The 22,057-nt window shown below is 42.1% G+C and carries 16 protein-coding genes; all 16 read right to left on the bottom strand.

The annotated features are described in order from the left end of the window. Positions 1-239 precede the first annotated feature (239 nt). The gene (locus tag RIB15_RS07840; RefSeq protein WP_350201601.1) at positions 240-3,152 is read right to left on the bottom strand and encodes a T9SS type A sorting domain-containing protein; all 2,913 of its coding nucleotides are present in this window, start codon (positions 3,150-3,152) and stop codon (positions 240-242) included. A 41-nt stretch (positions 3,153-3,193) separates the two neighbouring features. Continuing rightward, on the bottom strand, positions 3,194-6,061 hold the full coding sequence (locus RIB15_RS07845) for a TonB-dependent receptor (RefSeq protein WP_350201602.1): 2,868 nt from the start codon (positions 6,059-6,061) through the stop codon (positions 3,194-3,196). A gap of 130 nt (positions 6,062-6,191) precedes the next feature. Then, entirely contained in the window at positions 6,192-8,312 is a 2,121-nt protein-coding gene (ftsH, locus tag RIB15_RS07850) for an ATP-dependent zinc metalloprotease FtsH (protein ID WP_350201603.1), read from the bottom strand. A gap of 127 nt (positions 8,313-8,439) precedes the next feature. Continuing rightward, positions 8,440-9,468, bottom strand: a complete 1,029-nt coding sequence (gene thiL / locus RIB15_RS07855) for a thiamine-phosphate kinase (RefSeq protein ID WP_350201604.1) — start codon at positions 9,466-9,468, stop codon at positions 8,440-8,442. A 72-nt stretch (positions 9,469-9,540) separates the two neighbouring features. Further along, complete coding sequence (locus tag RIB15_RS07860; protein ID WP_255135033.1) at positions 9,541-9,987, bottom strand: ExbD/TolR family protein; 447 nt, start codon at positions 9,985-9,987, stop codon at positions 9,541-9,543. 6 nt (positions 9,988-9,993) lie between these two features. After that, on the bottom strand, positions 9,994-10,536 hold the full coding sequence (locus RIB15_RS07865; RefSeq protein ID WP_350201605.1) for an ExbD/TolR family protein: 543 nt from the start codon (positions 10,534-10,536) through the stop codon (positions 9,994-9,996). 12 nt (positions 10,537-10,548) lie between these two features. Beyond that, positions 10,549-10,815 carry a hypothetical protein gene (locus RIB15_RS07870; RefSeq protein ID WP_255135035.1) on the bottom strand — a complete coding sequence of 89 codons (267 nt, stop codon included), beginning with the start codon at positions 10,813-10,815 and terminating at the stop codon, positions 10,549-10,551. A gap of 31 nt (positions 10,816-10,846) precedes the next feature. Next, entirely contained in the window at positions 10,847-11,566 is a 720-nt protein-coding gene (locus RIB15_RS07875) for a MotA/TolQ/ExbB proton channel family protein (RefSeq protein WP_255135036.1), read from the bottom strand. A 169-nt stretch (positions 11,567-11,735) separates the two neighbouring features. Continuing rightward, a complete protein-coding gene (locus RIB15_RS07880) occupies positions 11,736-15,158 on the bottom strand; it encodes a DUF8818 domain-containing protein (RefSeq protein ID WP_350201606.1) in 3,423 nt (1,140 codons plus the stop codon). Positions 15,159-15,273: 115 nt separating this feature from the next. Continuing rightward, positions 15,274-17,196 (bottom strand): protein-disulfide reductase DsbD family protein, encoded by a 1,923-nt coding sequence (locus tag RIB15_RS07885; RefSeq protein ID WP_350201607.1) that lies wholly within the window; start codon positions 17,194-17,196, stop codon positions 15,274-15,276. 191 nt (positions 17,197-17,387) lie between these two features. After that, a complete protein-coding gene (gene rplI, locus RIB15_RS07890) occupies positions 17,388-17,834 on the bottom strand; it encodes a 50S ribosomal protein L9 (RefSeq protein WP_350201608.1) in 447 nt (148 codons plus the stop codon). Positions 17,835-17,854: 20 nt separating this feature from the next. After that, positions 17,855-18,106, bottom strand: a complete 252-nt coding sequence (gene rpsR / locus RIB15_RS07895; RefSeq protein ID WP_350201609.1) for a 30S ribosomal protein S18 — start codon at positions 18,104-18,106, stop codon at positions 17,855-17,857. 29 nt (positions 18,107-18,135) lie between these two features. Continuing rightward, positions 18,136-18,525 carry a 30S ribosomal protein S6 gene (gene rpsF / locus RIB15_RS07900; protein ID WP_350201610.1) on the bottom strand — a complete coding sequence of 130 codons (390 nt, stop codon included), beginning with the start codon at positions 18,523-18,525 and terminating at the stop codon, positions 18,136-18,138. A 153-nt stretch (positions 18,526-18,678) separates the two neighbouring features. Then, entirely contained in the window at positions 18,679-20,145 is a 1,467-nt protein-coding gene (locus RIB15_RS07905) for an NADH-quinone oxidoreductase subunit N (protein ID WP_350201611.1), read from the bottom strand. A 9-nt stretch (positions 20,146-20,154) separates the two neighbouring features. Beyond that, positions 20,155-20,439 carry a 4a-hydroxytetrahydrobiopterin dehydratase gene (locus tag RIB15_RS07910; protein ID WP_350201612.1) on the bottom strand — a complete coding sequence of 95 codons (285 nt, stop codon included), beginning with the start codon at positions 20,437-20,439 and terminating at the stop codon, positions 20,155-20,157. Position 20,440: 1 nt separating this feature from the next. After that, a complete protein-coding gene (locus RIB15_RS07915; protein ID WP_350201613.1) occupies positions 20,441-22,051 on the bottom strand; it encodes a complex I subunit 4 family protein in 1,611 nt (536 codons plus the stop codon). Positions 22,052-22,057 lie beyond the last annotated feature (6 nt).

Below are 22,057 nucleotides of genomic sequence, written 5' to 3' on the forward strand. Positions count from 1 at the left end.
AATTTTCTGTTCACACTTGAATCAATTAACCAAAAGTCATGTCATGCCGAATGCCTGAGATCAGGAGGTGTGTAAGCTTTTGACTTTAATTTAGAACCAGATTCCTGTCTTCGCGGGAATGGCCGTTCGTGCAATTTGAAAATAGCGACATAAAAAAAGAGAGCCCCGGTTCCCCGGAGCTCTCCTTGATCAGCACACCTCACAGTGATGTGAGACGTTTATGTGAGTAGGAATAGTGATTATTTAATCAATGTCATTTTGCGTGTTACCGCTACATTTCCGCTGGTTAAGCGATAGATGTACAATCCACTTGAAAGGTTGCTTGCATTGAAGTTTAGCGTGCTCATACCTGAAGAGAACATTTCCCTGTTGGCAAGCGTAGCCACTTCACGACCCAGCATGTCATACACTTTCAGCGTTACTTGCTGTGCCTGTGGCAGCGTAAAACTAATCTGTGTAGTTGGGTTAAATGGGTTTGGATAGTTTTGGTTCAGCGTTACTGAATTCGGAACTTCTGAAGGGCTTCCTTCAGTATCAGTAACTAAACCACTACCTAAGAATCCATAAGCATCCAAAGCAGTCCAGCCAGCAGCCCAGTTAGAGCCATCAAAAGCACCTGCATAATTTGTTGGATAGAACCAGTCATCTTCCATAGCTACTGCAGTTCCATAAACAGGGCTATCTGGATTTGGTCGTGGATCTAAACCTGCATCGTCAGTTCGGCTTATCCCTCTAAGCATTGGATCAACAATTGTATTGCTGTTAGCACTCAGCATTGTTTCTTCGTAACCATTTGTTGCCATGTCAGCAAAAGTAGTACCTGTTCCAAAGCTGAAGAAGATACTGTTAGTGATATTCAATGAATCTGCTTCAAGTCGAGCTCTTGAGTCAAAGTCATCTACACCGTCTACATCTTCTACGCGTAGAGCGTTACCCGGGTGATCTGTGAATACTGAGTTTGCATATAATGCACCAGTGTTGTCACGGAACTCAAGCATTTGTCCCGGATCGCCGGATGGAGTTGAAGAAACGCCAGGTCCAATGTAAGTAGCATTTGAAATCACTGGGTATGCAAATGGAGTACCCGTTTCATCGCCACCGGCACCATCCATTTCAGCTGAACGTCCAGCCTGATCGCTATCCTGGATAACAAACCAGAATTGGCCTTTTCCACGGAATCCCTGATCCCAGTCAAAAGCGTCATCATTGTTAAAAGCAGAAATCAGGTATCTTGTATTTACTGTTCCACCGAACCACTCGTATCCATCATCGCCACTGGCAAATGACTCTATATACTCAATAGTAGTTCCGGCGCCAACGCCACCAAGAGTTAAACCTTGAATCTCGTTACCTGAACTTGAACCAATATTGATTCCTGAGTGACGGATAGATACATAGCGAAGTACACCAGAATCATCCATGTCATCAGTACCACCATATCCTACTAAGTCAGGATCTGAAGAAATCTCATTTACTCCTTCAATAGTAGCTTCTACAGTATTGTTGGTTGAAGCACGGCCAAGAATAACAAGTCCGCCCCACTCTCCAACATCATCTTTGGTTAAGTTGGCATCATCTTCAGCAGTAAAAATAATAGGATTGCTTGAAGTACCTTCAGCAAAAATTCTAGATCCACGAGTGATTACCAAACCGGAAGCATCCAGATCCTGTCCTTCGCCACCACGTACTGTGGTTCCAGCTTCTATGTATAGATCAGCACCATCAGTCACAAACACCATTCCATCCAGAAGATACTCATTGTCAGCAGTCCAGTAAGTATCTTCAGTAATATTTCCTGATACTGCTTCCATTCCTGGTGTACCTGACTCACTTAAATAGCCATATTGGTCAAGAGCAGTCCATCCTGCTAACCAGTTATTTCCACCGAAAGCACCTTTAAAAGAAACCTCGCTAAAGAAAGCGTCTTCTGGTATAACAGCACCACTTAAAACCGCGCTATTACCAGGACGAGGGTCTAAACCAGCATCACCTGTTCGGCTAATTCCGCCTAACTCTGGATCAATAGTAACATTATTGTTAGCTGTAAGCATGGTTGCTTCATAAGCATTTGTTGCCATGTCAGCTAATGTAGTACCTGTTCCAAAGCTGAAGAAAACACTGTTTGTAATGTTCAATGAATCTGCTTCAAGACGAGCTCTTGAGTCAAAGTCATCTACACCGTCTACATCTTCTACGCGAAGAGCGTTACCCGGGTGATCTGTGAATACAGAGTTAGCATAAAGCGCACCCGTGTTGTCACGGAACTCAAGCATTTGTCCCGGATCGCCGGATGGAGTTGAAGAAACGCCAGGTCCAATGTAAGTAGCATTTGAAATCACTGGGTATGCAAACGGAGTACCTGTTTCATCGCCACCGGCACCATCCATCTCAGCAGAACGTCCAGCCTGATCGCTATCCTGGATTACAAACCAGAATTGGCCCTTTCCACGGAATCCCTGATCCCAGTCAAAAGCATCATCATTGTTGAAAGCAGACACTAAATACTTTGTGTTTACAGTTCCACCGAACCACTCATATCCATCATCACCACTGGCAAATGATTCTACATATTCAATAGTAGTTCCGGCACCAACGCCACCAAGGGTTAAACCTTGAATTTCGTTACCAGAACTTGAACCAATATTGATTCCTGTGTGACGGATAGATACATACCGAAGAATACCGGAATCATCCATGTCATCAGTACCACCATAACCTACAAGTGCTGGATCGCTGGTGATCTCGTTTACCCCTTCGATGGTAGCTTCAACAACATTGTTAGTTGAAGCGCGACCTAGAATTACCAGTCCGCCCCACTCTCCAACATCATCTTTGGTTAAGTTGGCATCATCTTCAGCAGTAAAGATAATGGGATTTTCCGCTGTACCTTCAGCGAATATCTTTGAACCACGGGTAATTACCAAGCCGGATGCATCAAGATCCTGACCTTCACCACCACGAACTGTGGTCCCTGCTTCAATATACAGATCGGCTCCTCCTGTTACGAAAATCATACCGTCAAGTACGTATTCGTTATCAGAGGTCCACTCTGTATCTTCAGTAATGTTTGCACTTACAGTCACAGTAGTTTGCGCCATCGCAAGGAAGGGCAAACTCATCAAGACTGCTATTAGTAGCGTTGCTTTCTTCATTTGTACGTATGTTTATTTAGGGTTTTAAGTTAAATTCTATTTTAAATTTTGTATTTGATACCAAGAGAGAAGGTTCTTCCACGCTGATATTTCTGATAAAAATATTCATCACCTTTAAATTTCTGTGATTGGATAATATCCGGATTCAGGATATTGCTGATCTTAAAACTCAGCTCGAAATTCTCACCAATAGTTTTGTTTGAGGTGAAATTGAGAGAACCATAACCTCTTTCATATATATCTGGTGTTGCGCCTTCAGTAACGATTCCCAACCGATCTCCAAAGAAATTGTAACTGATTGAAGAATTGAACTCGATATCAGGATTTGCATACCCTAAATCTAAATTGAAAAGGAAAGGTGACTGACCCTGTAGTTCTCTGGTGTCTTCAGCATCTGGTCGTGCATTGCGAATTACCTGTAGCTCAAGCTCAGGAATGTCTACATAAGATCTTACGAGTGTGTAATTGGTTGAAAGTGAAAAGTGACGAAGATCTTCGGTTAAGAATCCTAAATTTTTACGTACCTCAAATTCAAGTCCATAAACTCTACCCTCTTCTACATTCTGAATGGAAAGAGCATCATTTCCAATATCAGTTCGAATCACACGCTCGAGGGGATTTTCAAGCTCTTTGTAAAAACCACTTACAGCCAGAATCTCACCAGGGCCTGTAAATAATTCCCATCTGACATCATAATTGGTAATTAATGTACGTTTGAGGTTCTCATTACCCTGAAATAGGAGCCCTCCAACAAAGTCGAACGTGATATATGGAGCTAATTCACGGAAAGTAGGTCTGGCTACTGTTTGGGTGTATGCCGCACGAACATTCATATTCTCTGTAAAGCTGTAGATTGCATTCACAGAGGGCAGGTAATCAGTATTAGATAATGAACCCACTGCTAAAGCAGTATCCTGACTGATTACTTCTATATCAGCATTTTCGACACGAACACCACCTATAAGCTTAAACTTATCGGTGACAGGTAGTTCAGTCATCAAATAAGCTGCAGAAACTGTTCTTGTAGCATCATAATTACTTCTTGGTGTAGATGCATTTTGAACGTAGTTACCAAATTGTGGGCGGCCGTTATTAGCGTAACCTAAAATTCCTAATGAGTCAAAGAATGCATCAACATCTCCTTCCACATCATTAAGTGTAAAGTTTTGGGTGTCGGTATAGAAGTCAAACCGCTGCTCCCTAAAGTCACGTTCAACATCAACAAGGTTACCACCAAATTTGATATTACCCGCTACACCATTAAAAGAATTGAACGGGATTGTAACATCAACTCCGGCATTCCGATTATTCTCTTCCAGATTTCTATAGAAACGTCCTGGACGTTGAAAGTTATTTGTTGGACTGGAATAAAGAATTGCTCCAGAAGCAAAAGTATCTACTTGAGTAGTGAAGTACCTAAGATCTGGTTCATCTTGAGTATTTGTTGCATTAGCTGCCTTCCACTCAACCGTTGTTTTCAGGAAATTTTCAAAATAACTTTTCCCACTTAGCTGAAATGAGGTCAAACTACGTTCAGTATATTGTACTACCCTGGTTTGAAAAAGAGCATTAGGGATGTCATACTGAAAGCCTTCGAGATATCTACCTGCTCCTGTACCACTTTGGGTCTTTAAAAAGCGAGCTGAGAATCTATGATTATCAGTAAGACGATATGAAACCGTTGCCATACCACCCCAGTCTACATTTCTTTCTCCCTTCACATCATTCACATCCAAACGACGGAACAGCTGCTCTGAATCGTCAAAATTACCTACCAAATCATAGCGGGCAACATCTCCATTGTTATAACCTGAGTAACCCTGGCTATATGAAAAGCTTGCAGTGTATCCAAGATCATTGCCAAAAAAAGGCACCTGGTTACCAATCGAAAAACCGTAGCTTTGATTCATTACACCATATTGCTCTCTTGGTTGAAATTCATTGTTAAATGAATTTGAAAGGCGGTCTAATGTTTCAGCAGCTTGCTGGTCATCTCTGGTATCCCTTAAAGTCGGAATCTCTTGTCCGCTTTTTATAAAGTCTTTTACTTCTTTCGGGATTTCTCTCCTCCCTCCATCAAAACCGAATGCATCTGTACTACTCGGATCACCGATTCTTAGATCCGTGAAAGTTGCCTGAGTATTATATCCTGTTGAAGCAGATAACTGAAAAGAAAATTGTTCAGGGAAATCTTTAGTTGCTATATCTACCAACCCGCCGCTAAAGTTACCTGGTTTGTCAGGGGTAAAGGTTTTGAGAGTTACAATATTCTCTAACAGATTAGCAGGAAAGATATCCATCTGAAAAGATTTCCTGTTTGGATCTGACGACGGAAGCTCTGAGCCATTTAAATGAGTGCTGGTATACCTGTCACCTAACCCCCGGATAAAGACATACTTACCATCTACTACAGAAGCACCTACAACTTTTTGAAGTGCCCCGGCCGCATCACCTGCTCCTGAACTCGAAATACTTTCAGCAGAAATAGCATCGCTGAAAGAAATAGATTTTTGGCGCTGGCGCAGAAGCCCTGCTTCGTTATCAAGGATAGCTTCTGCCGTTATAATAACGTCATCAAGCTCTTCTGTTTCGGGCTGAAGAGTTAGGTCAAGCCTGGTTGCCTGTCCTGCATTAACCTCAACGCCGGTAATGGTTTGCTTCTGAAAAGAGATATAACTGACTTCAAGAGTATAACTACCTGGACTGAGATTCCTGATCGTGTACCGACCATCTAGATCGGTAGACGTACCGATGGTAGTTCCTTGAATTACAACATTAACTCCGATTAGAGTTTCGCCGGTCTCGGCATCTACAACGGTTCCTGTGACGGAACCTGTTTCTTGCGCTTTTAGATTAACAGAAATAGAAAGCGCAAAACAAACGAGTGCTGATATTATGTGTGTTTTCACGTGTGCTGATATGTTTTAGTTTTGCTTTCATAACTACGATGCAAAACTAAACCTCAGCCTTTGCGCTACTGTTAACCAGCAGTTATCCTTTCTTTACCTGTAGATTACCTCAATGTTAATAGCCGAAATCTCAGGCCTTTGATTCTTCACTCTCTTCTTTATCTGAAGAATCTTCTGTTTTATTATCTATATCTTTTTCTTCAACCTGAGCGTCTTCAGACTCTATTACTTCAGCGTCGTCTACTTCAGATTTTTCTTCTTTATCCTTTTGAACTCCATTTTTCTTGGAATCAGAAGATTGTTCGAAAATTCCAGCCGGATATTTTCCGTGCGGGCGATCACCTAATAATTCGCGAAGGGCATGGTGATCCAATACTTCTCTTTCGAGTAATGCCTCAGCTAGTTTCTCAAGTTCATCTTTATGCTTTTTGAGCAATTCGATGGTACGATCATGATTCAAATCAATAATCTTACGAACCTCTTTATCGATCTGCTCACTGGTTTTCTCAGAGTACTTTTTGTTAAAGCCATAGCTGTTCTCAGGATTTTGAGAATCCTTCAAAGAGATATATCCCAGCTCTTCGCTCATTCCGTATTCAGCAACCATAGCAAATGCCATGGTCGTAATGCGCTCAAGATCATTTTGGGCTCCCGTTGAAATTCGGCCAAAGATAATCTCTTCTGCCACACGACCACCAAGAAGAGCACAAATCTTGTCATTAAGCTCTTCTGTTGTCATCAGGAAGCGTTCTTCCAGTGGAGTTTGCAAAGTGTAGCCCAATGCTGCCAGTCCACGTGGCACAATACTCACCTTAAGTACAGGATCGGTATGCTCCAGAAACCAGCCTACAATAGCATGACCGGCCTCGTGGTAAGCCACAATCTTCCGCTCATCAGGACTAATGAGTTTATTCTTACGCTCTAGTCCTGCAATTACCTTCTCAATAGAATCCTGAAAGTCTTCCATCTCGATACTGTTCTTCTCTCGGCGGGCGGCCAACAATGCAGCTTCATTACAAAGATTGGCAAGATCAGCACCAGCAAATCCCGGTGTTTGAGACGCCAATACACGGAGATCGATATTATCTGATAGCTTTAACTTTTTGGTGTGAACCCTCAGAATTTCGACACGACCGTTAAGATCTGGCTTGTCAATCATAATCTGACGATCAAAACGTCCGGGTCTTAGCAGAGCTGAATCCAGAATATCAGGACGGTTGGTAGCTGCCATCAGGATTACTCCTTTGTCGGAGTTAAACCCATCCATTTCACTCAACAACTGGTTCAGAGTGTTTTCTCGCTCGTCGTTAGATCCCATAGCCATTCCACGTCCACGGGTACGACCAATAGAATCAATCTCATCAATAAAAATAATACACGGAGCTTTTTCTTTGGCTTGTTTGAACAGATCACGAACACGTGCTGCACCAACACCAACAAACATCTCCACAAAGTCAGAACCACTTAAGCTGAAGAACGGCACACTGGCTTCGCCCGCTGTTGCCTTGGCAAGCAATGTTTTTCCAGTTCCCGGAGGGCCTACCAATAAAACACCTTTTGGCAGAACGCCACCAAGCTTAGTAAATTTCTGTGGATTTTTAAGAAACTCCACAACTTCTTCTACCTCAGCCTTAGCTTCCTGCAGACCGGCTACATCTTCAAATGTAACTTTAGTTTCTTTCTGCTGGTCATAAAGTGAGGCCTTATTCTTACCAATATTCAGAACTTGCTGACCCGGATTCATTTTTCTGAAAATGAAAATCCAGATTACTATTAACAGAGCAATTGGAATCAGCCATACAAAAATTCCGCTAAACCAGTCTTCTTCAATTCTAACGTCGTACTCCACGGCGTTGGCATCCAGTACCGGACGAATTTCATCGCCACGAAGCATGGTGGTTCTGAATTTTTTAAAATCCTCAACACCTTCAGTCGAAAATGGCAGGTTGTTACTGTCACCTTGTTCCGGTCTGTTGATTATTCCATCAGAAATGGCTTTATCAGAATAAACCCCGGTTACATCCACTCCATTGGTTATGGTTATTTCACTGACATATCCGTTTTCTACGTGTTCAAGAAACTTACTGTACTTAATTCTGTTTCCTGTATCAGGAGAAAAGAAAAGAACCTGGGCAAGTAGAAGTACAAAGAATAATACAAATATACTCCAGGTAGGAAATTTAGGTGAGTTACCACCTTTTTTACCATCTGGCTTAACTGATTTTTTTTGATTTTGTTTTTTCTGCGCCATTAAAACGAGCTTAAAAAATTATCTTAGACTATAATATAACGAACCTTACACTCAGATGAGTTTACGAGATCGAATTATCTTTATTGAATTGAACTAATTATTGGCAATAAACGTGCCACTAACCTAATCATGACAAATCATCAAATGAAACCACATCACCTTCAGCGGTTTGCATTTTCATGCCCTCTTCTTTTGGAACCATACGCCCTATTACTACGAAATCATTAAAATGATTCACGAACTCTTCCACTTTCTCCTCGGATAGAGTAAACATGAGTTCCAGATCCTCTCCACCAAAAAGTGCATAGCGATCTACATCTTCTTGCATTTCATCAGCGACCTGACGAGTCTCAATTGCTATTGGCAGGGCCGCTTGATAAATATAAGCACCAAGGTCAGATGCTTCTGAAATAGCGTTAACTTCATTAACCAGCCCTTTTGTAACATCGATCATAGAGGTAGGAATCAGCTTATGCTCTCTCAACGTTTCTATTAAATCTTTTCTTGCCTCAGGAACCAATTGTCTCTTAACCACAAACTGATAGTCTCCCAGTTCTGGCTGAATAGATTCATCGCCATGTTCTTCCCAAAACTTTTTTTCTCGCATCAGGATGCGTAAACCAGCCAGTGCACCTCCTACATCTCCTGTAAGGCAAATAGCATCCCCTTCTTTAGCACCTTTTCGATACGTAATATGTTCTGCATCCACTTTTCCATAAACACTAATTGAAACCACAAGGTTGGCGTGATTGGCTTTTAAGTCACCACCAACAACCTCTACTTCGTGCTTTTTTCCTGCAGCATAGATGCCCTGATATAGGTCTTCGACCATTTGTACCGACATACGATTGGGAACGGCCAGATTTATAAGTACAGCTTCGGGTGTACCGTTCATAGCATAAATATCACTCACACCGGCAGAAAGAATCTTGTATCCAAGATGATTAAAAGGAGTATATGTGGGATCAAAGTCAACTCCTTCAACATAGGTATCACTGGTAAGGAGTGTCAGTTTGCCGCTCTCTTCTTTAATTACGGCTGAGTCATCTCCTATAGATTGGGCAACTTTATCATTCTTGAAAGCATCATAATTCGAAATTTTTTCAAGAAGCCCTTTGCTCCCAATACTTTGTATCGTTTGAAATTCTTCGGACATAAACAGGGGGGTTAAAATAAAAAAAGGCACCTGCACCACTGGTACAGCTGCCTTAATCTTTAAAAAATTAAATTAAGGTTCGCGACGTGTGGAGTAATTAATTCGAAACGTGCTAGCCTGCTTCAATTCTTCCTGAACATCAGTTAGAAGTCCAAATTCGGAATTCTCATCGACACGTAAAGAAACAATCAATTTAGGCTGTTCGCGAAGTTTGTCGTACATCAGTGTTCTGATTCCACCAATATCTTCAACGATAGCATCATCAATTTGAACCTTATCTTCACCAAGTTTATTACCCGGAAGTCTTTCCGGCCCGATATACACATAAGAAAGAAGTCGCTTTTGCTCAATCTTTTCAATGTTCTCGGCTTGGGTGAGGTTAACACGAACCTTTAATGTTACTTCTCTCAATACGGTAGTCACCATAAAAAAGAAGAGCAACATAAATACAACATCCGGCATGGCGGAAGTTGGCACTTCCTGCTTACTGCCTGCATTTTTCTTTTTAAAATGAGCCATGATAGATTATTCGTTAGGTTCTGCTATTGAAATTTTCTTAGGATACATATCCTTTACCTGCTCTTGCTGAGGACTATCTTCTTCAAGGGCACCATATGGAACACCATAATTAGCTCTTGAAGCTTCATCCCTGAGATCTTTATAGGCACCCATTACTTCATCCAACATATCGACATAAATTCGATACGGAGTTTCGCGTTGGGTTCTGATTGAGATAATTGCCAAATCAGGGGTTTCTGCAAGGTTAGGGTCGTTTGTTGGATTCTTAATGAACTCAATTAAACGAGTTTTTACTTCACCAAGCTGATAGAATTCTTCATCCATTACAATTCGCCCTTCCTGATTCACAAGAATATTCATCAGGTTTCTTTCTTTAATCGGTGGTGGTTCCACATCATCTTCTAATGGAGGAGGAAGAACCAACCCGATTCCGGTATCAACGTTAATTGTTGTAGTTACCAGAAAGAAGATCAGCAAGAGAAAAGCGATATCCGCCATGGAAGACCCATTGATCTCCGCACTTTCTCTTTTTCTTTTTTTAAGTAGCATATTGCGTTCCTACTAAAACTTAAATGTTCCGCGAAGTCCGGTCAGGACAATCGCTGCAACCATACCAAGCATCATTAGAGCTGCTGTCATCACTCCGGCATCTGAAAACTCACCGGATATTGCATATGCAATTCCAAAGACAACAAATGGGATGGCCATCATTCCAATCTTTTTGTAGTCCTGCTTGCCCATTACAAGGCTTCGAACCCCGGCACCAGCCATAGTGACCACACCGAGAACGATTAACCCAAGAGCAAGTCCGACACTAATTGCAACCATTTCTTTATCCTTTTTATTGTTTGGATTCTAATTATGCGTCAGTGTCGCTAGTAGATGGAGGAACTAAATCTTTTCCTTCATTCAGCATGATAATGGAATCAATCAGTGTGATTGAACTTTCTTCCATTTCTGCAATCAGTCGGTCAATTTTAGATACACAGTAGTTGTATCCGATTTGAAGAATAATACCCGCAATCAGACCTCCGGCGGTTGTTAAAAGCGCAGTTTTAATACCACCCGCTACAATACTTGGGGAGATATCAGCTGCAGCCTCAATATCATCGAACGCCTCGATCATACCTACTACGGTACCAAGGAATCCGAATAGCGGAGCAATTGCAATGAAAAGTGATAACCATACAAGACCGCGCTCGAGGAAGCTCATTTCAATAGAGCCGTATGCCGAAATTGCTTTCTCAGCTGCTTCGATGCCTTCGTGTGAACGCATTAAACCAGCTTGGAATACTGACGCTACAGGACCTCGGGTTTGTGCACAAAGTTCTTCGGCAGCTTCAATACCACCATCCTGAAGAGCTTCTTGTACGTTTACAATAAATTTACGTGTGTTGATGTCAGCAAGGTTGAGAGTAATGATCCGCTCAAGAAAAATAGCGAGACCGAGGATCAATGTAACCAATACCGGCCACATCCATCCGCCTTCATTACCTTCATTAAATTTTGCTACTACGACATTAAAAAACCCTTCGTCAGCAGGGGCTTGTAAGAGAAAAAGAGCAATCGACGATATCATGTCTACTCCACTAATAGTTTAATTGTTAAAGGCTAAGTTTAATGAAGCGAAAGAATAGTTCATTTTATACTAAATGTCAAAGTAACATCAACCATAAAAAGTCATTTTTACGTAATGTTACCCACTTTCGAATTCACAATATTAAGTTACAGATTATTAATGGTTTTTATCAAAAAGTTGCACTCATAACTAATTTTATAGTATGTACCGCAGCACGGTCTGTGACGGTTCTTCCATCATAATTAAAACTTATTCGAATTAAATTACTTGCCCGGTAAGAACTATTGAGCGACCAAATGAGATTAGTACCTTCCCCTGTTCCCTCGGTCAACTCATAACTTCCGTATGACGATGAACTTCCATTCACAACTGTATTTCGTAATTCCATCCGGATGTTGGATTGTAATTTCCTCCACAAAAATGTTCGGTGCATAGTTGAAATTTTGAGTAGATCTGCCGTCACATTTTGAACTGGAAAACGGTCTTCTTTTCGGGCATAGGAAAACTCAAACCCTGCATTCCAGGAACGATTAATAGTTCCGTTTATGCCAGGCTTCAATGTAAAAGTCTGGATATCAAAATTTCGATTTTGCAGGCGGTTACTTTCGCTTCTGTTCACACTACCCTGAGCATCTAAAGAAAGGCGAATCCGGTCTGTGATGTCATAAGCGGCATTTATGTATTTCAGATCTGTATAACTTTCTATTGATTCTGTGCTTCGCTGATTTAAGCTGCGATTTTCAGTATATCCGAATCTCAAATCTGTACGATCAACGCCATTGAGAAGATCCACTTCTTTTTCCCACAATAGCCTTCCCTGTACGGTATTCGAATCGTTACGAAATGAATTCAGCTTCAATAAATAGACATCTTCTAAATTACGGGTCGTGGAATTTTCAGTTATATCAATTCGGGATCGCAGCTTGATTTCCCGCATCCAGCTATTATCATTTAAAAATGTAAATGGCATGATGGTATTGAGTAAACGTACATTCAAATCAATTACAGGCAGCAATTCATCTGAAGGCAAGAACTGCCGAATGAATGTTCCTTCATTTGGACTCACTTCCAGGAAAAACTCGTCTACTTGCTGTGTTCCATCTCCATTCAGATCATCCCACACGTATTGTCCAATCTCAGGCCCCACTTCAATATAAGTTTCCTGTAACAAAGCCTGCCTCTGGGTATTGGCTTCATAGAAAAACTCCCCATCAATAAACTCGCTGGGGGTTGAGTAATTGGTAACCGATTTAATCAGCAGCCCTTGTCTATTTCGTCCACCCTCCTGTTCAAATGCATCTGTAAATTGCTTATCTCGGAGACGTACTTCATTGGTTGTTACGAAATTGCTTCCCGGACGATAACTCACTCTATATCGTTGCTCTACCGCTATAGCTTCATCCTGCAAACGATTATCCAGCACCCCCTCTTCTTCCCGGTAAGCGACAGAAGCATCCAGTTCAAGATTAGAAAATTCAATCCGTAAGCCCGGACCAATATCGTAAAAGTTCTGCGAAAGCTGATTGAGCGAATCCGTAACACTATTTCTCTGTTCCCGGCTCTCCTGCTCAAAAGAAAGGTAGGGTGTGATCAGGGTTGAGCCTATTCCTATTCCTTTACTTAAAGACCCATTCTGTCTAAACCAGCTTCCGTCCTGATTTAGAATGTCATCTTCACTTTGCACCCAGTCCTGACTGTATCTAAAATCAACGATTCCTTCTTCGGTGCTTGATAAAGAAGAAGCCTGGCGGATCCCGGAAAACCGATCCCGTTCTACAATCCCAAGCTCTCCGCTAATCGTTGTTTGTGAAGTTGGGCTGATGCTCACGCTTGCCTGATTGATAGATTCCTTACTTTCTCCTGTCCGGGTAATATTCCATTTTCGATTAAACTCCACATCACGGGTGCGCTCAAAAAACTCGAATCTCCTTCCCGAATATCTTCTGCTAATGGATGCATTAATTTTACCAATCGCTGAATTAGCTTCATTAATCCTTAAACCGGACTCATAAGCCATGTCGGTATTATTACCATCATCAAGGCCTGAAAAGCGGTTGGCGTCAAAATCACTGGCTGCCCATTCACCGAAAAATTCCATATTGTCGGTGATGCTGAAACTGCCATAGATAGACGCCATTTGTTGTTTCTGTGGAGCCGGAAGCTGCCGGAAGGGCTCATAACTACCGAGACCCGGACCTGCCCATTCATATAACAGACCATTCACCTGCCCGCTTACTCTCCTGTAGCTGCCTTCCCCTTCGCCCACATTAGAAAACTGCACCCGGTATATCGCATCCGCTGAACCGGGCTGGTTCTCGTAAATCGTATAGCTCTGACCATTTAAAACTGTATCTTTTTCTGCATATAGTACAAACTGATCACGCTCTTCTTCAGTTGCCACTCTCGCACCGCTTACAACGGCATTATCCAGGTTGTCCCCAACATCCTGCAATAACTCAATGTCACTTTGGGTAAGTGTTTGCTGAGAAAGCAGCTCATCGCCATCGGCTTGCCGGATGACCGAAGCCCCAATTTTCAGCCTTCCGTCAATAAACTCTCCACCACCTTCTGCAGCTACCATCGTTCGGTTGAAATCCTGATCTACATATTCGTATTCAATAACGATCCGGGTTTCATCTTTAATGAGCAGATTATTGGTAAAAATAACTTCTCCTAACCCATAATCTATGATGTATTCATTTTCCGCTCCGCGCTGCACTTGTTGCCCATTCACATACACCTGCTCTGTTCCTGCCAGAATAATCACAAACTCCTGATCATTCCGCCCGGTAAGCCGATACGGACCCTGCACCCCATCCTGACCTTCAAAATTTACCGACTTATATGTTCCCCGAACCACCGAAGCAGCCCCGGTATAATCTCCGTAATCTGAATTCACATATCCTGTAGCTCCCTGAAGTCGGCGGTTGAGTCGTGCGAAGGTGCTTTGCTCCAGGCTGATATCCACATCCCCCATTTCAACTGTTGCGTTAGGTGCTTCTACCTGGATAAAAACTTTGTCAAATTCCCGAAGGTTTTGTGTGGTTCCATCCGGCTGAATGGGAATGCTTTGGTCGGTGAGAGAAGCATTGATGTTTATATTTTCTGTTAGTGCGCCACTTAATTCAAAATTCAAGCCGCTTTCAAGTGCAAAGTCCTGATTCGAACCTACTATAATTCCCCGGCTCAGGCTTCCCGATTGCCTCAGATTTGATTCCGTCAAGGTAGGTCGTTGCTGCATGCTTTCAATCTCACGCTCTAAGGAATCAGGATCAGCGAATAGAGATGTATCCAATTCTACCGGTTTTCTGGGCTGGAAAGTTCTTGGAATGGTGAAAGGATATTCTTCATAAATAACGCGTATCTGTGCATTCTCTTCAGCTTCATAGTCAGGGAATGAAAGAAGTCCATTCTGTTCATCAAACTCCCAGTCACTCCTATCAACCTCGGTTCCATTCACTTCAACGATAATAGTTGAAGGAAGCACCCAATTTCCCAGAAAATAAGATGAATCTGGATCAAAGGGCTGCAGTGCTTTTTGCTGTGTGATCGTAGATTGTCCATAAACAGAAACCAAGCTTATCAGACACATCAATAATGTGCCTGTAAGATGATAAACGTACGTTTTGAAAGCTTGTTCAGCCAGGGGAATCTACATTTATTTGGATATGATCAAGGCTAAAGCTTTCCGCGGAAAGGGTCAACAATCAGCGATTATTATATGCTTGAAGCCCACGATCCAGAAAGGCTACAAAGTCCTCTTTTTTACTGTACCCTAAAATTTGGGTAATCACACGCCCTGATTCCGGATCAACAATAGCATAGGTTGGCAGGGCTACATTCCCGGTTAGTTCAAACTGAAACATCTGATTCTCGGGACCATCCGGTCCACCGTCGGTATAAAGTTTTACTAATTCCATTTGTTCGAACCTCTGCACCACCTCTTCCAGTGGAAAAATATTTGACTCCATCGCACGGCAGTTTGTACAGGTATATCCTGTAAAATCAATAAATATAGGCTTTCCTGCTTCTTTAGCAGCTTCCCTGGAAGCTTCATAATCTTTAGACCACCCTTCATCAGCACTCGTTGTTGCTCCAGAACCTGGTGTGGTTCCAATAGATGCAACAAGAGATACATCGGTTGCCTGTTTTGGTGGAAGGAAAGCATCCCAAATTCCCAACGAAGAGCCTAATAGCCCAGGTATTAAATAGAAACTGAATAGCAAAAACGGAATGGATAGAAGCATCCGGCCGGTAGAGATACTTTCGGGTTTTTGCTCATGCTTCAGAGAATAAGTTCCCAACAGGTACAAACCTGTCAAAAGGAAAATGGCAATCCAGGCAGCAATCGTGAGCGGGCGGGATACGATTCCCCATTCCCAGACCAAATCTACATTGGAAAGGAACTTAAAAGCTGCAGCCAGTTCTATAAAACCAAGCAGTACTTTCACAATGTTCATCCAGGAACCACTCTTGGGCAGCGACTCCATCCATTTCGGAAATATAGCCAGAACCACAAACGGACTCGCAAAAGCTGCTGAAAACCCAATCATTCCAAGAATAGGATAAAACCATTCCCCTCCCGTTGTGGCAGCAAATACACCTCCTACAAATGGGGCTGTACAAGAAAATGAAACGGCACTTATCGTCAGCGCCATGAATAAAATCCCGGCGATGCCCGAGCTTTCGTTACTTTGCCGGTTCAGCCAGTTTGTTAATTGGTGAGGCAGTCTCAGCTCATACATACCCAGTAAACTGAAAGCGAAAGCTACCAGTACAAAAGCTATAAAAAGGTTCACCCAGGGATTGGATGCAAAGTTCTGGGCTCCGGACACTCCAAATATAGCGGCAAGTAACACTCCAAGTATGGTGAAGGTCGCAACAATGGCGATTCCAAATAAAATAGCACCGCCCACTCCTTTTCCTGAGCCTTCCTGTTTAGAAAAGTAAGAAACCGTCAAAGGAATCATTGGGAAAACACATGGAGTAAGTAAAGCAGCAAAACCAGCCAGAATAGCTACCCAAATGAATGAAAAGATACCGTCTCCCCCCAGCGCCGACTGTTTAATTTGTTGGGCTTCACCAGACACATTATCGTTGTTCTGACCCTCCTGAAAAACAGCTGCTTCCACCGGATTCTCGGATACGCCTGTTACATTCACCCCGGCAATAATGGATTTGGTTTTTGGGGGAAGACAAACACGATCATCACAAACCTGGTAAAAAACTTCAATGTCCAGATTTTGCTTTCCGGTTTGATTTGTTTTGATGGCTACAGGAAGCGTAAAGCTTGCAAAGCTGCTGTGCCATCCTAATTCGGCTTCGAAATTCGGATCGAATTCAATATCCGCTTCCGATTCAACGATATCACCGATGACGACAAAGTTATTTGATTTGGCCGAAAATTCGGTTGGAAAAGGACCTGCGTCTTTATCATTAAGAATAGAGTAGAGATGCCAGTCACCTTCAATTGAAGCATCTATTTTTATTTCAAACACTTCTCCTGCAACTACTTCTTCGGGAGCGTCAGACACACTGAATTTAACCGGATCAGGGATTTGTGCCTGAATAAAAAATGGGGATAACATCATTACGATGATCCCCATTAATACTGTTTGAGATGATTTCATTAATCCTAATTTCATTGAGTTAACCAACACGGTTTTAATTCAGCAATCTTTTTGTTCAATCAATTCCGGCATCACTACGTTTCATTGTAAATAATGCATCCGTTTTCTGATGACTGCTTAACCGTTTTTCTTACGAATGCTAACTCAGTTTTTTCGAAATTAGTATAACGAAATCTGAAGCGATAAATTTATCACTCGTCTTTAACTACCCAGAATTTAACCTTAGGATTCAGATCTCCTACAAGGTTTACGGTAGCTGTATATTCACCCAGTGCTTTAACATCCTGGTCGAGTGAAATGTCTTTCTTGTCTACAAGAATTTCACGCTCTTCAAGAGCTGCTGCTATATCAGCGTTGGTTACAGTTCCGTGAATCTTGTCTTCTTCACCTGTGGTAACAGGGATAGTCAGGGAAGTAACTTCCAGCTGCTTGGCCAACTCTTTGGCTTCTTTAACTGTAAACTCGGCCTGACGAGCTGCTTCTTTCTTCAGTCTTTCGAGCTCCTGAATAGCTCCTTTGGTTGCCATAACGGCTTTACCTTGTGGTATAAGGAAGTTTCTCCCGTAGCCGTCTTTCACATCAACGACTTCACCAGACTGTCCTAATTTTTCTACGTCTTCTCTAAGAATGATTTTCATAATTCTGTCAACTTAAAATTTTATCTAAGGTTTTCAGCTACGTACGGCATAAGAGCTAAAAAACGAGCTCTCTTCACTGCTGTAGTTAACTGTCGCTGATGTTTTGCGCTGGTCCCGGTTACACGACGAGGGAGGATTTTACCCTGATCGTTTGTAAAACGCTGAAGCATTTCAGTGTTTTTGTAATCAATATACTCAAGTCCGGCACGGGTAAATTTGCACTGCTTTACCTTACGTTGACCTTTTTTCGGATGTGATGGATTCTTAATCATAATTCAAATTCTTTGTATGAGGGTTATACTTAATCGTCGTTCTCTTCTGAATCTTCGTCTTCATCTTCAATTGCGAAGATATCAGGAACTTCATTTTTCTTTTGAAGTTCACGATGACGCAACATTTTAGCGTCGTACTTGAGAGTCATAAATCGAAGAATATCATCATCAATTCTTAACTGACGCTCAACAGAAGCGATCGCTTCAGCAGGTGCATCAAAATACATGTTCACATAATAACCACTGCCTTTTTTGTCAATGCTATATGCAAACTGACGTAAGCCCCACTCATCAACTTCATCAATTTCTCCACCGTTTTTTTCGATTAGCTTGGTAACTTTATCAACGGTTTCTTTGAACTTATCCTCTTCGAGAACAGGATTTATGATATAGGTAAACTCGTAATAGTTCTTGCTCATTTTATATGTGTTTCTTTGGTTGCTTCCTTAGATGGAAGCAGTCGCCCTGGCACTTTGCCGAGCAACAGAGACCCCAAAGATACACTTTTTTTGAAGTCTATTCCAACTTCTCCAGTGTGAAATATTCTACTAATTAAAAGCAGAAGCCAAGGATCAGGGAGCTACAGAAATAGCTGGAGTTGAGTATCCGCCAAATGTATTCAGAATATCCATTAATCCTCCAGTAGGAAGTAAAGGCTCTACTCCATAATACAGGGTTAGAATGGCCAGAATGGCAATCGTGCCTTTGTAAAGCAATGTAGGCTTAAATAACTCAATAGGCTGATGCTCTTCACGGAAATACAAATATACCATTACCCGCAGATAATAATACACGCTAGCAGCACTAGCTAAAACACCAACCACGGCTAAACCAACCATATCAGCACTGATAGCCGCAGCAAATACGTAATACTTACCTACAAAGCCAACCAGCGGAGGAATTCCTGCTAAAGAGAAGAGAAAAACGGAAAGCGAAATCCCCATCAGTGGTTCTTTATAACCAAGACCTGCGAGGTTTTGCACCTGATTGAAATCAAGACCTTTGTTTCTTTCATAGTATGCGATCACTCCAAAAGCACCCACATTCATGAGGGTGTAAGCGAATAAATAAAATAGTACCGCACTGTATCCCTCAAATGTACCTGCTGCTAAACCAACCAGAGCATATCCGGCGTGAGCCACACTGGAATAGGCGAGCATTCTTTTCACATTGTCCTGTACAAGAGCAATGATGTTACCAAAAATCATGGTTACAATAGCGATGAGGCTTAACACTGACTGCCAATCCAATCCTTCCATAATCGGAAGCGCTCTTGCAAGCACCAAAATAAAGGCAACAAACGTACCTGCTTTAGAGGCGGTAGCCATGTAAGCGGTTAATGTGGTTGGTGTCCCCTGATAAACATCGGGAGTCCACATATGAAATGGTACGGCAGAAATTTTAAACAAAAAACCTACCAACAGAAGCCCGGTACCCGCAAGAAATAATAGATTTGTGCTTGCAGCTGCTCCAATTTCAGGAATGTTTGTGGTACCTGTAGCACCATAAAGAAGAGCCATTCCATAGAGTAAGAATCCTGTTGAAAATGCTCCTAACAGAAAGTATTTAAGCGCAGATTCTGCACCTGCTTTTTCGTCTTTAATCAAACCTGCCATTACATATAAACAGATAGACATGGTTTCCAGACCTACAAATAACGTAATCAGGTCGTTAGAACCGGCAAGGGCCAGCATCCCCGAAGTAGCAAACAGCATCAGGGCATAAACCTCACCATAGTAGTGACCGATGCCCTTCAGATAATCTTCACTAATAAATACACAAAAAACAGCACCGGTAAGTATGATCATATTTCCGAAAGCTACAGGGCCTCCGTAAACCAGCATTCCTGAAAATGCTGTATCTAAGTTAGTACCCAAAGATTGCACACTCACGATGAGAGCTGCAATCAGGGAAAGAGCCGTAATCCAGAAATTGAAGGGGCTATCTTTTTTCAGTGATTCCACCACAATTACTACTAAACCAGCAACGGCTGTAATAACACCGGGTAGAAAAGCTTGTATGTCGCCTAAATAATCCATTCGCTAATTTTATAAAACGCTTTCAATTGCTTTGGCAAGGTCTACATCTTTTTGAGTGACCTTATCGCCCGCATCATGTGTATTTAAACTGATATTAACCGTGTTGTATACATTAAACAACTGCGGGTGATGTACCTGTTTTTCAGCTTCCAGTCCAACCCGGACAATAAACCCGAGGGCTTCACTGAAATCATTAAATGAAAATTCTTTTTTGATAACATCATCGCCTAACTCCCACCCTTCTAAGGAATTCAGAGCTTTGCGAATATCCTGTTTTGAAAGTGGTTGTGCCATGTTATTTGGATGCCATTTGTGATTCAACTTGATCTACGTCATAGAATCTTGCAGTCCAGTCAGGAAGGTCTTCATCAAGTTTTGACTGCTCGATAACAGCCATACTTTTTTCCTGAGATGCTTCAATTAATTCCGTTACCTGTACTTCTGAATACTTCGTGAAGTCAACCGGGTGGATTCCAATCCAAAACATGAATATTACCAATGGAACCAGTAAACCGATCTCACGACCATTCAGATCTACTAATTTCTCATTTTCTTCATTAGTCAGCGGACCAAACATTACCCGCTGGAACATCCACAGCATATACACTGCAGCCAAAATCACACCGGTAGCAGCGAGTATGGCAAATACCTTGTTGTTATACAGTTCTGAGAAGAATGATCCGTTCAGAATTAAAAACTCACCTACAAAACCGTTCAATCCCGGTAATCCTATTGACGCTAAAGTCGCAATCATGAACATTACTGTAAACACAGGAACCTTCTTGGCAATACCACCAAAGTCTTTAATCATACGAGTGTGGCGCCGATCATAAATCATCCCAACAATAAGGAAGAGCGCTCCGGTTGAAAGTCCGTGGTTAATCATCTGGATGATAGCACCCTGAACAGCAACGGTGTTCAGAGCAAAAATTCCCAATACAACAAATCCTAAGTGACTGACCGATGAATAGGCAACCAATTTCTTCACATCTTTCTGAACCATCGCCACAAGCGCACCATATATGATTCCAATCACAGCAAGTGTGGCCATCCAGGGAGCAAACTCCATAAATGCATTCGGGAAAATTGGCAAACAAACGCGGATCAATCCATAAGTACCCATCTTAAGCATGATGGCTGCAAGCACTACAGAGCCTGCCGTTGGGGCCTCGGTATGCGCGTACGGCAACCAGGTATGGAAAGGAAATAAAGGCACTTTGATACAAAAGGCCAGTGCAAAAGCCAGGAATAAATACGTTTGCTCAACCAAACCAATGGTATACATATCACTGGAAAGGAATCTCCAGTCGGTTGTAAAATTTGTTCCAGCTCCCATCGCTGCGCCGGCATCATATCCAAGATAGATCAATCCAACCAACATTATGAGTGAACCGACCAATGTGTAAATGAAAAATTTAATGGTGGCCTGAATCCGCCCGGCTCCGCCCCAGATACCAATCAGAAAGTACATGGGAATCAAAGAAAGCTCGAAAAATACATAAAATACCATCAGATCAAGCGAAGCAAAAACTCCCAAAGAAGCCGTTTGCAACAACAAAAGCATACTCAGGTAACCGGCCAGATGTTTTTTCACGGAATTCCATGATGATAAAATCACGATAGGCCCCATAAAGGTAGTAAGCATGAATAATAACAGACTTAATCCATCCAGACCCACGAGGTATTTAATGTCTAATGATTCCATCAACCTTCCGCCTTCAGTTAAAAACTGCGGGGTTCCTGAGGCTGCAACATCAAAACTCAACATCAGAGGCAGAGAGGCTACAAAGGTTAGGGCTGTCACCAACAGGGCAATCCACTTTCGTGAGGTTTCATTCTTGATCATTAAAATCAGCGGAATGCCTAACAGTGGTAAGTAAATAACGATATTTAAAAGAGTTTCCATCTACTA

Source organism: Gracilimonas sp. (assembly GCF_040218225.1).
GTDB lineage: Bacteria > Bacteroidota > Rhodothermia > Balneolales > Balneolaceae > Gracilimonas.

Bases quoted from the DNA above. Each gene is read 5' to 3' on its own strand.
- RIB15_RS07910 (WP_350201612.1), bottom strand. From the start codon at position 20,439: ATGGCACAACCACTTTCAAAACAGGATATTCGCAAAGCTCTGAATTCC.
- rpsF (WP_350201610.1), bottom strand. From the start codon at position 18,525: ATGAGCAAGAACTATTACGAGTTTACCTATATCATAAATCCTGTTCTC.
- RIB15_RS07875 (WP_255135036.1), bottom strand. From the start codon at position 11,566: ATGATATCGTCGATTGCTCTTTTTCTCTTACAAGCCCCTGCTGACGAA.
- RIB15_RS07840 (WP_350201601.1), bottom strand. From the start codon at position 3,152: ATGAAGAAAGCAACGCTACTAATAGCAGTCTTGATGAGTTTGCCCTTC.
- rpsR (WP_350201609.1), bottom strand. From the start codon at position 18,106: ATGATTAAGAATCCATCACATCCGAAAAAAGGTCAACGTAAGGTAAAG.
- rplI (WP_350201608.1), bottom strand. From the start codon at position 17,834: ATGAAAATCATTCTTAGAGAAGACGTAGAAAAATTAGGACAGTCTGGT.
- RIB15_RS07870 (WP_255135035.1), bottom strand. From the start codon at position 10,815: ATGGTTGCAATTAGTGTCGGACTTGCTCTTGGGTTAATCGTTCTCGGT.
- RIB15_RS07915 (WP_350201613.1), bottom strand. From the start codon at position 22,051: ATGGAAACTCTTTTAAATATCGTTATTTACTTACCACTGTTAGGCATT.
- RIB15_RS07885 (WP_350201607.1), bottom strand. From the start codon at position 17,196: ATGAAATCATCTCAAACAGTATTAATGGGGATCATCGTAATGATGTTA.
- RIB15_RS07905 (WP_350201611.1), bottom strand. From the start codon at position 20,145: ATGGATTATTTAGGCGACATACAAGCTTTTCTACCCGGTGTTATTACA.
- RIB15_RS07860 (WP_255135033.1), bottom strand. From the start codon at position 9,987: ATGGCTCATTTTAAAAAGAAAAATGCAGGCAGTAAGCAGGAAGTGCCA.
- thiL (WP_350201604.1), bottom strand. From the start codon at position 9,468: ATGTCCGAAGAATTTCAAACGATACAAAGTATTGGGAGCAAAGGGCTT.
- ftsH (WP_350201603.1), bottom strand. From the start codon at position 8,312: ATGGCGCAGAAAAAACAAAATCAAAAAAAATCAGTTAAGCCAGATGGT.
- RIB15_RS07865 (WP_350201605.1), bottom strand. From the start codon at position 10,536: ATGCTACTTAAAAAAAGAAAAAGAGAAAGTGCGGAGATCAATGGGTCT.
- RIB15_RS07880 (WP_350201606.1), bottom strand. From the start codon at position 15,158: ATGTGTCTGATAAGCTTGGTTTCTGTTTATGGACAATCTACGATCACA.